We start from the raw sequence: 8,196 nt of genomic DNA, 5'->3' as shown, positions 1-8,196 counted from the left end.
GCGGACTTTTCTCAACCACTCTACGGCTTCATCATAAGCACTAGCTTTACCCTGATTCATAATCTCTTCTGCACGACGACGGGCTTTTTCAATCACCCATTCGGCTCGATGGGGAATCGCAGCTTCCATCACGCGATGAATCAGGTGATGGCTAGCATAGTCACCTAATGCCGCGATCGCATCTTCAACCAATCCCTCATGCAAGAAAATATCAACCTTTGCCTCTTGTACCCTCCAATTGTCACGCTGACGCAGGTACTTGAGCAAATCGACTTTTATGGTTGACCAGCTTTCCCCTGCTAGCTGCTGCACTTTTTGATAATCTCTGAAGGATGGTTGAGCTTTGAATGCCGTGATGCGAGTCGAGAGTGCTACGGTGAACTCGCCCAACCCCTCAGCTAAATCACTTGTCCAGTCTGCCAGTTGATAACGATAAAAGCCTACTTCTTCAATAGAGTCGATTGTCGCCCAATAGGAATGTTGGCGAGCGGATTCTGGAAGGGTTAATCCGTGCTGAGCCAGTGTTAAGGCTTCAGAGACAGCGCCCTGTTCCCGCAATGCCTTTGCCACCACCAAGGCTTGCTCAGTAGAGCTAAGTTGATTCTGTTGTGTCATCACCTCCGCAACGCGCCCCAACTGAACCAACATCGTCAAATACTCTTGGGTTTGCTCTTCAGCATAAGCAAGATTCAGGTATTCCTCAAGTCGTTCCTGACGCTCTAAAATTTGCAGGCGCACTTGGGCGAGTTCATCCGCATAGTCCGGGCGATTGTCCTCCCACAAATCAGTCGAGTCTCCGCTTAGAACTGCTTGCAATTGTGCATCGTCCCACCCTTGGCGCAAAGCCGCTGAACTCAAGTCAAAGCTTCCCCCAATGGCATCCTGCCACCCTTCCAAATTGACTTGCAAATCCACTGCCTCACCGGGTTGGAATTCGGCACAGAGAATCGCTTCAGCCCAAACCGGATCAAGGAGTGAAATTAAGCGATCGCCCTCACCGCCATAATCAGCAATCTCATCCCAATCTTCCGCACAGGCTTGGGTAATGGCTTCTAAAATCACCAGAGCATTGTTGCCATCGCCTTGTTGGGTAAAGGCTTCAGCCTGCGCCAAAATATCGGGTAACTCGTTGTCGATCGGGTCGTCTTCCCATCCCTCTTCCCAATAGTTGAGGGCGTCTCGCATCAAGCGTTTCACCTGATGGCGATACGGTTGGGGGTCTACAGTCGTCTGGCGTTTGGCTTTGGCGGCAGGTTGAGGAGTCGCCTGGGTAATGTGGGTCACGAAGCGATCAATGCGATCGAGCAACTCCGGCTCTTGGGCAACAAGTTCCTGTACCAGTCGCTGGGTTTGTACGAGATCGAGTTGGTCGAGTAATTGCTCCAGAGAGGGACGCTCGTTCACCGTTTCCGATTGACGCAAGCACATGAGTGCAGTCGCAACCAGATGTTTGCACCAACCCCCAAAATCATAGGCACAAGTGCAACTCACAGACCTGACTCCCCCACTATCAAACTGAATGCTGACGCGGTAAGGTTCAACTTCATTGCCTTCTACCGTTGCCTGGATGGTATTGCCCCTTGAACAAATATCCGCAACCGCACCAGAGTGATAGTACTGCTCGCCACGCTGGAAAACTTTAGCCGTTGCGCGATCGCGGATGATGGTTTCTGTGAGTGAGGGAATTAGCATTGGAACAACAAGACTTTCCTGTAGTAGTGTAATGGTCACACTACTGCTGTGAGAACCAAGATGGGAATTCAGCTTTGAGTTCTCTGAGAGTAGAGTCCATCCATTCCTTGTTGGCAGTTATTTTCCGCGCCAATTCTTCTCCAGCACTCTGCGATTCACGAGTTAGCTTGGGTGTTAACGCCGTGAGTTTTTTCCCCACAGGAGTACGGTAAAATCGATTGAGTTCCTCAACTTCATCCAATGTGAAATATCTTACGTACAGGGGCACAAGTATTTGCTCTAGGGTTGCAGAGGGTATCATATCCTTGGCTTTTCGATACCAGAACATGTAAAGACGCTGTTTTTCGTTATCGGACAAAGCACGCTTCAACGTCGGCTGAATTGATGCCTGAAATTGTACTGATGCCTGACTTGCAGCTTCAGCATATAGCTCCTCCATGTATTCAGGACTTACTTGGTTCTGAATGAGCTCTCTAACAGCAAGTTCATGACGTTTACCGAGAACAGACGATTCTTGTGCGGCAACAGGTTGCACTAGTGCTGTTAAGATTAACACCAATTTTGCACCTACGATAATAAGTCTTGCAGCTGACACTTGCATACTCCTAGACTCTGGCGAAATTTCTTTTCTGTGACTGGAGGGAGAGAAAAAGGCTGAACCATTCGTGTAGTGGATGAGAGAGGTCACCTAAGGTAGGTAATCTGAGAATCGGATAATTTTTCTAAAGACTGTAGAGGAAAGCATTGTCCCAAACGTAATCGATCACGGCTAAGGCATCGTCTAAGGATAGGAGGTGGCAATAGCCCTGAGAATCTCTGCTGAGTATAGCTACATCGGGTGTATTCGTAGCCCCGGAGCCATCCTGAGCCATCTTGCCACGTATCTCTTCCAAATTGTGCAGGGGGCCATGAATATCAAAGTCGATTTGAGTGCCAAATTTCTCATCCATCCATACCTCAATTCGGTTATCCAACTGTTCGGAAGTCAGAGGTGTATTGGTAGTTAGGAGGTGATAAAAGACAAGGATAATCTCTTTACATTCTTCCTCTTCAGCCGCATCAATTAAAGACTGAAAAACGCGAACATTGCTGGCTAGATTTCTAAAAAAGAGCGTTTCTGTTACATTTTTTTGAAACTTGATTTGCTTACTTTTGTAACTCGTGTATTGCTGGAACGCGAATCCACCCAAGGCTATCACCAAGGACAATATAGCCACTATAAGGGGCATAATATTGCGTACCTCTTCTTCGCTGGGTCTCAATTCTTTTAGGTGTAGGTGAGATGGGCCGACGGTGATAAATAAAATTACGCCTATGACTAGGAGCAGTTGAGGTAAAACTTTCAGGATGAGCGGAATAGCTGCCCCGATCGCTGGAATCCCGAACAAGAGGCGGTCTTTCCATGTCATGCTAGTTTTGACATTAGGAAATAGGAACTCTATATCAAATTTTGGAATGTTTTTATAAAGATAAATGTACATTTTACCGGGCATGAATTTAAGCTTGTCAGGCTTAGCTCTTTTGGAAGCGAAATAAGATTCGTCTTTGAATTTAATCAACAAAACCACCCGTTCAAAGACATTAATCTTCTTTTTTACCTTCCTGAAAAATTTCTTTAACCCAGCGATTTTATAACTATCACCCCGGCAGTAGCAGACCATCTGCTCGAAGTCGTTAAAATCGACATGGGTTTTAAGTTCAATCAATGACCTTTCTTCAAAGGCTCTTTGTAAGCTATCTTGTGATAGAGGGGTGTAATTGGCTCTTTCTAAAATACTCTTAAAGTCGGCAACCAGCATGGATTCCATAGCCGCCCGCTCTTGGGAAGTGGTTTCACTTCGAGACTTGGTATCAGCATCCGGATCAAAGGGAGCATAGTTATCCTTTAAGCTTTCTAGATACCCATGAAATTGAAAATGGTAATAGGCGGAAAGAATGGAGCAGAACTCTCGAAACTTTTGACCTTCTACGGCATCCAACTGACCATCTTCTAAGCAAAGTTCAATAAGATCTGTTCGTCGATAGGGGATAAATGCTTCCCTGTCTTCATATGAAGCCATAATCCTAAGCGTACCTTCTTAGCCCTTTTCTAGGATAAAACGCTACGTGAGTTGTCGCATCTTACATGCTCCTACAAGCAATGATAGATGATATAGCAAATGGCTTCAGGCAGAAGGCACCGGAGTTCATACGAGGAGGCAGAAGGATTATTTATGGTACATAGTCGTTTTAGCTGTTCAATCTGTCCTAACCTTTATGGCAACAGCTATAGCTGGGATTAGTTCTTAGGTTCCCCCTGTTGTTTTTGCTCTTCTGGCTTCTTGGGTACCGAATCTAGCTGACTCTGCGCTTGGTTTTGGGCGTCTTTGGCAGCTTGATAATCTGGCTTGTATTGAAGCGCTTTGTTATATGATTCAATGGCGTCTTGATATCGCTTTAAATTCACTAAAGCATTGCCGCGACTGTACCAAGCTTCGTAGTGGTTGGGTTTAATTTCTACAACTCTGTTGTAAGATGCGATCGCATCTGGGTAACGTTTCAAATTATATAAAGCATTACCCAGGTTGTATTGAGCTTGGTAAAAGTTCCGCCGTAATCGAATTGCTTTGTGATAAGAAGTAACAGCTTCTTCGTAGCGCTGCAATTGATGCAGTGACCAGCCGCGATTGTACCAGGTTTCCGAGTCGTCCGGATTGGATTTGGCTGCTTGGTCAAACGAGGCAAACGCTTGTTCGTATTGCCGTAAGTTAATTAAAGCACTACCCCGGCTAAACCAGGCTTTGAAAAAGTCCGGCTGAAATTGAACGGCTTTATCATAAGATTCTACCGCTTCTTGATACTTTTTTAAGTTCGTGAGAGCATTCCCTCGCTGATACCAAGCCTGAGGAAAATCGGGCTTTGATTCAACCGCTTTATCATAGGATTTAACGGCTTCTTCATACTGCCTCAAGTTATGCAGTGCCCAGCCACGACTGTTCCAAGCTGGAGCGTAGTTAGGTTGAAGTTGAACGGCTTTATCAAAAGATGCGATCGCGTCTGAATATTTCTGCAATTTAATCTGCACATTGCCTTTACTGTTCCAGGCTTCCAGACTATTCGATTTAAATTCAAGTGCTCTTTCAAATGAATTTATCGCTTCTTTATACTGCTGCAAAGAATTTAGGGCGTTCCCTCGACCAATCCAAGCTTCTGAATAATCCGGCTGAAGTTGGATTGCTTTGTCGTAGGCATTACGAGCTTCTTCATATCGCTTCAGGGCTAAAAGAGTATCACCTTTTCCATTCCAAGCTGCTGCATATTCAGGTTTCAGTTCAACGGCTCGATTATAAGATGCAAGTGCATCATCATATCGCTTTAATTCTAAGAAGGTATCACCCCGTTTATACAACTCAGTTGCGTTGGAAGACTTGACCAAGTTAACGGTCAAAACCGTTACCACAGCCCCCAAGCTAAGAACAACCATTGAAATTAAAACTTTGTATAGTAATGCTTTAGATAGTTTGGGTTTGGCGATAATGGATTTTGATGATGAAGTCGCAGGCAAGGCAACAGTACTTTTATAAACAGTCTTTAATTCGTTGAGCTTTTGTAAGGCTAAAGCGGCTGACTGGTAGCGTTGTCTGAAATCGTAGCGCACCATTTTATCTAAGAATTCGGCAAATTCAAGACTAACCGATGCCTTGTCATTCCAGCTTATCTCACCTGTATCGGGATCTATAGGTAACTGGTCGGGACTGATGCCAGTGAGAGCTTGAATTCCTACCATGCCTACAGCATAAATATCACTACTTAATTTAGGATTACTGTTAGCTTGTTCGCTGGGTAAATAGCCAGGAGTACCAATGGCGATCGTAACGTTTGTTCGTCCTCCTTGGACGACTTGAGTGCTAACTTGTTTAACCGCCCCAAAATCGATCAACACTAACTTGCCATCTTGCTTACGTCGAATGATATTTCGCGGATTGATATCCCGGTGAATCACGTTCTGCTGATGAACAAAATCTAAAATTTCCAGAATTTCCTTTAATAGAGAAATCACCTCGTCTTCACTTAATTGACCCCCCCCAGTTCCTCGTTGGTAAGGGGGGGGATTACCTGCGCTAGCTTCCCCTTGGTACAAGGAGGGATTACCTGTATTAGCCCCCCCTTGATAAGGAAGGGTGAGTTCTTTACTGAGGTCATCCCCATCAATGAATTCCTGCACCAAATAGAATTCTTGATTTTCCTCAAAGTAAGCAAAAAGTTGGGGAATTTGGTCGTGACTTCCCAACCGATGCAGAACTTTAGCTTCCGTATCAAATAGACGCCTTGCGGTTTGCAGAGTAAATGGGTCAGTCGCTTGAGGTTTCAGTTGCTTGACGACACACTGCTGGTGGTCGGGCAGGTGCTTGTCTCGTGCCACAAAGGTTCTGCCAAAGCCACCTTGTCCCAGTTGGCTGATGATGGTGTAGCGTCCACCAATTGTTTGTCCGAGACCCAAGCTCATACGGTTTCACCGAAGGAATGCAAGCATCGCAGGGATGATTACTCGATTTTTGCACACAACTTTAGAATGAGCCCGGACACGCATACCCTTTCTGTCGGAGTACACCATACCAAAATCTCATCGCCCCTTGTGCAAAACGCTGAATTCAGCCCTTCAACTGCCACAAAGAGCTGCCATTGCACTGCTTGTAGGCGTTCCTGCTAGAACGAAGGCAGGGTTACTGACTGGTAACTGAGCTTGTTGGCAGCATCCGCTCTGCTTCTGTGTCACATCTCGCAGGTTGCTCACCAACCCTTCAACCCATTCTTTATCAACAGATGAGAGCTTTTCAACAAGTTCAGTTAAGTGTCTTTCGGCCTCCCAAACAACTGATTTTACTTGTTCTCTTGCTTGAATCGGTTCAAGGAGTTTTCGGTCTTCTTCAAACTGTCTTTCTGCATCCACCCTCATTCGTTCTACTTCGTACCGATCAACAGTTAAAGCATGAACAAGTACCATCGATACTTCTTTACCAGTTGCTAAATCTTTGGCAGTGACGGAGAGAATTTCATTATGGTCAACGTTGAATATAACTTCGATTTGCGGTACACCCTTGGGAGCAAGGGGAATTCCATCGAGGCGGAGAATTCCTAAACTTTTGTTATCTTTGGCGAAGGGTCGCTCTCCTCGTAGAATATTGATTTCTACACTCGTCTGCCCATCCGTTTCGGTAGAGAAAACTTGGGATTTTCTGATTGGGAGGAATGTGTTGCGGTCAATCAGCTTAGTCATCAACCCATGCTGCGTTTCTATACCTAACGACAGGGAGGTCATACACCAAGATATGCAACCGTAGTCTACTCGACCAGACAAAACACTGGCTTGGATAGCTGCACCGAGGGCTACAGCTTCCTCAGGATTAATGCCTTGAATGGGTTCTTTGCCAGTGAATTGACGTACTAATTCCTGAACTGCTGGGATGTGAGTAGAACCACCCACAAGGACAACTTCATTAATATCAGATATTTTCAGTTTGGCCTCTTGGAACACTTGTTCGATAGAAATGCGACAGCTATCAAGGAGTTCTGAGCACATTTCCTCAAATTTAGTCTGCGTGAGGGTCGCATTAAGATGTTTGGGGCCGTCTTCAGTAGCTGCGATGAAGGGGAGGTCAATTTCTGCTTGAGTTTGAGTAAGGCTGGAAAGTTCTATTTTAGCGTGTTCAGCTGCTTCTACAAGCCGCTGTAAAGCTTGCTTATCTTGGCGCAGATCGATATTTTCTTGACGCTGAAATTCATCAGCCAGCCAATCAACAATCTTTTGCTCAAAGTTATTGCCGCCAAGGTGAAAATCACTGCTGGTACTCAGTATTTCAAACACACCATCACCAACTTCCAGGACAGAGATATCTAAGGTTTCACCGCCCAGATCAAAAACTAGAAAGGTTTCCTGAATCCGTTTATCTAGTCCGTGAGCAAGGCAGGCAGCAGTAGGCTCATTGATGATACGAAGGACTTCCAAACCCGCTAATTTGCCCGCATCCTTAGTGGCTTGTCGTTGAGCATCTGTAAAGTAGGCAGGAACGGTAATCACAGCTTGGGTAACATCTTCGCCGAGGTAGACGCTGGCAGCATCGACAAGTTGGCGTAAAATCTGGGCAGAAATTTCTTCAGGAGTAAACTGTGCGCCTGCATTGGGGCAGTTGATTGTAATTCCGCCGTCGCTAGCAGCAAGGACTTCGTAAGAAACGCGACTTATTTCCTGGGTGACTTCATCGTATTTGCGCCCGATGAAGCGTTTGACGGAGTGAATGGTGTTTTGATTATTGATTACAGCTTGGCGTTTGGCAATTTGACCGATCAGGCGATGGCTCTTCGACCCCGCTTCGCTAACGCCGTTTTTGGCGTAACCTATAACGGAAGGCGTTGCTAGGAAGCCATCTCTATTGGTAAGAACTATAGCTTTCCCATCTTCCAGGACTGCCACACGGGAATTCGTCATTCCTAAATCAATCCCGATTACCTTTGCCATAATGCTCA

At 45.6% G+C, this 8,196-nt stretch carries 5 protein-coding genes; all 5 read right to left on the bottom strand.

Going from position 1 to position 8,196, the window contains the following annotated elements; translation table 11 throughout:
• Positions 1-1,692: SWIM zinc finger family protein (locus tag V6C93_RS04885; RefSeq protein WP_333475528.1), on the bottom strand; the 1,692-nt coding region annotated here is incomplete at its 3' end.
• Positions 1,693-1,732: 40 nt separating this feature from the next.
• A complete protein-coding gene (locus tag V6C93_RS04880; protein ID WP_333475527.1) occupies positions 1,733-2,287 on the bottom strand; it encodes a DUF2059 domain-containing protein in 555 nt (184 codons plus the stop codon).
• Between the two features lie 127 nt (positions 2,288-2,414).
• Positions 2,415-3,752: a TMEM143 family protein gene (locus V6C93_RS04875; RefSeq protein ID WP_333475526.1), complete on the bottom strand. Its 1,338-nt coding sequence runs from the start codon at positions 3,750-3,752 to the stop codon at positions 2,415-2,417.
• A gap of 218 nt (positions 3,753-3,970) precedes the next feature.
• Complete coding sequence (locus V6C93_RS04870; protein WP_333475525.1) at positions 3,971-6,178, bottom strand: tetratricopeptide repeat protein; 2,208 nt, start codon at positions 6,176-6,178, stop codon at positions 3,971-3,973.
• Positions 6,179-6,331: 153 nt separating this feature from the next.
• Entirely contained in the window at positions 6,332-8,188 is a 1,857-nt protein-coding gene (gene dnaK, locus V6C93_RS04865) for a molecular chaperone DnaK (protein WP_349262618.1), read from the bottom strand.
• Positions 8,189-8,196: the final 8 nt, after the last annotated feature.

Source organism: Allocoleopsis sp. (assembly GCF_036703385.1).
Taxonomy (GTDB): Bacteria; Cyanobacteriota; Cyanobacteriia; order Cyanobacteriales; family Coleofasciculaceae; genus Allocoleopsis.
This window is presented reverse-complemented; position numbering and strand designations above follow the sequence as displayed.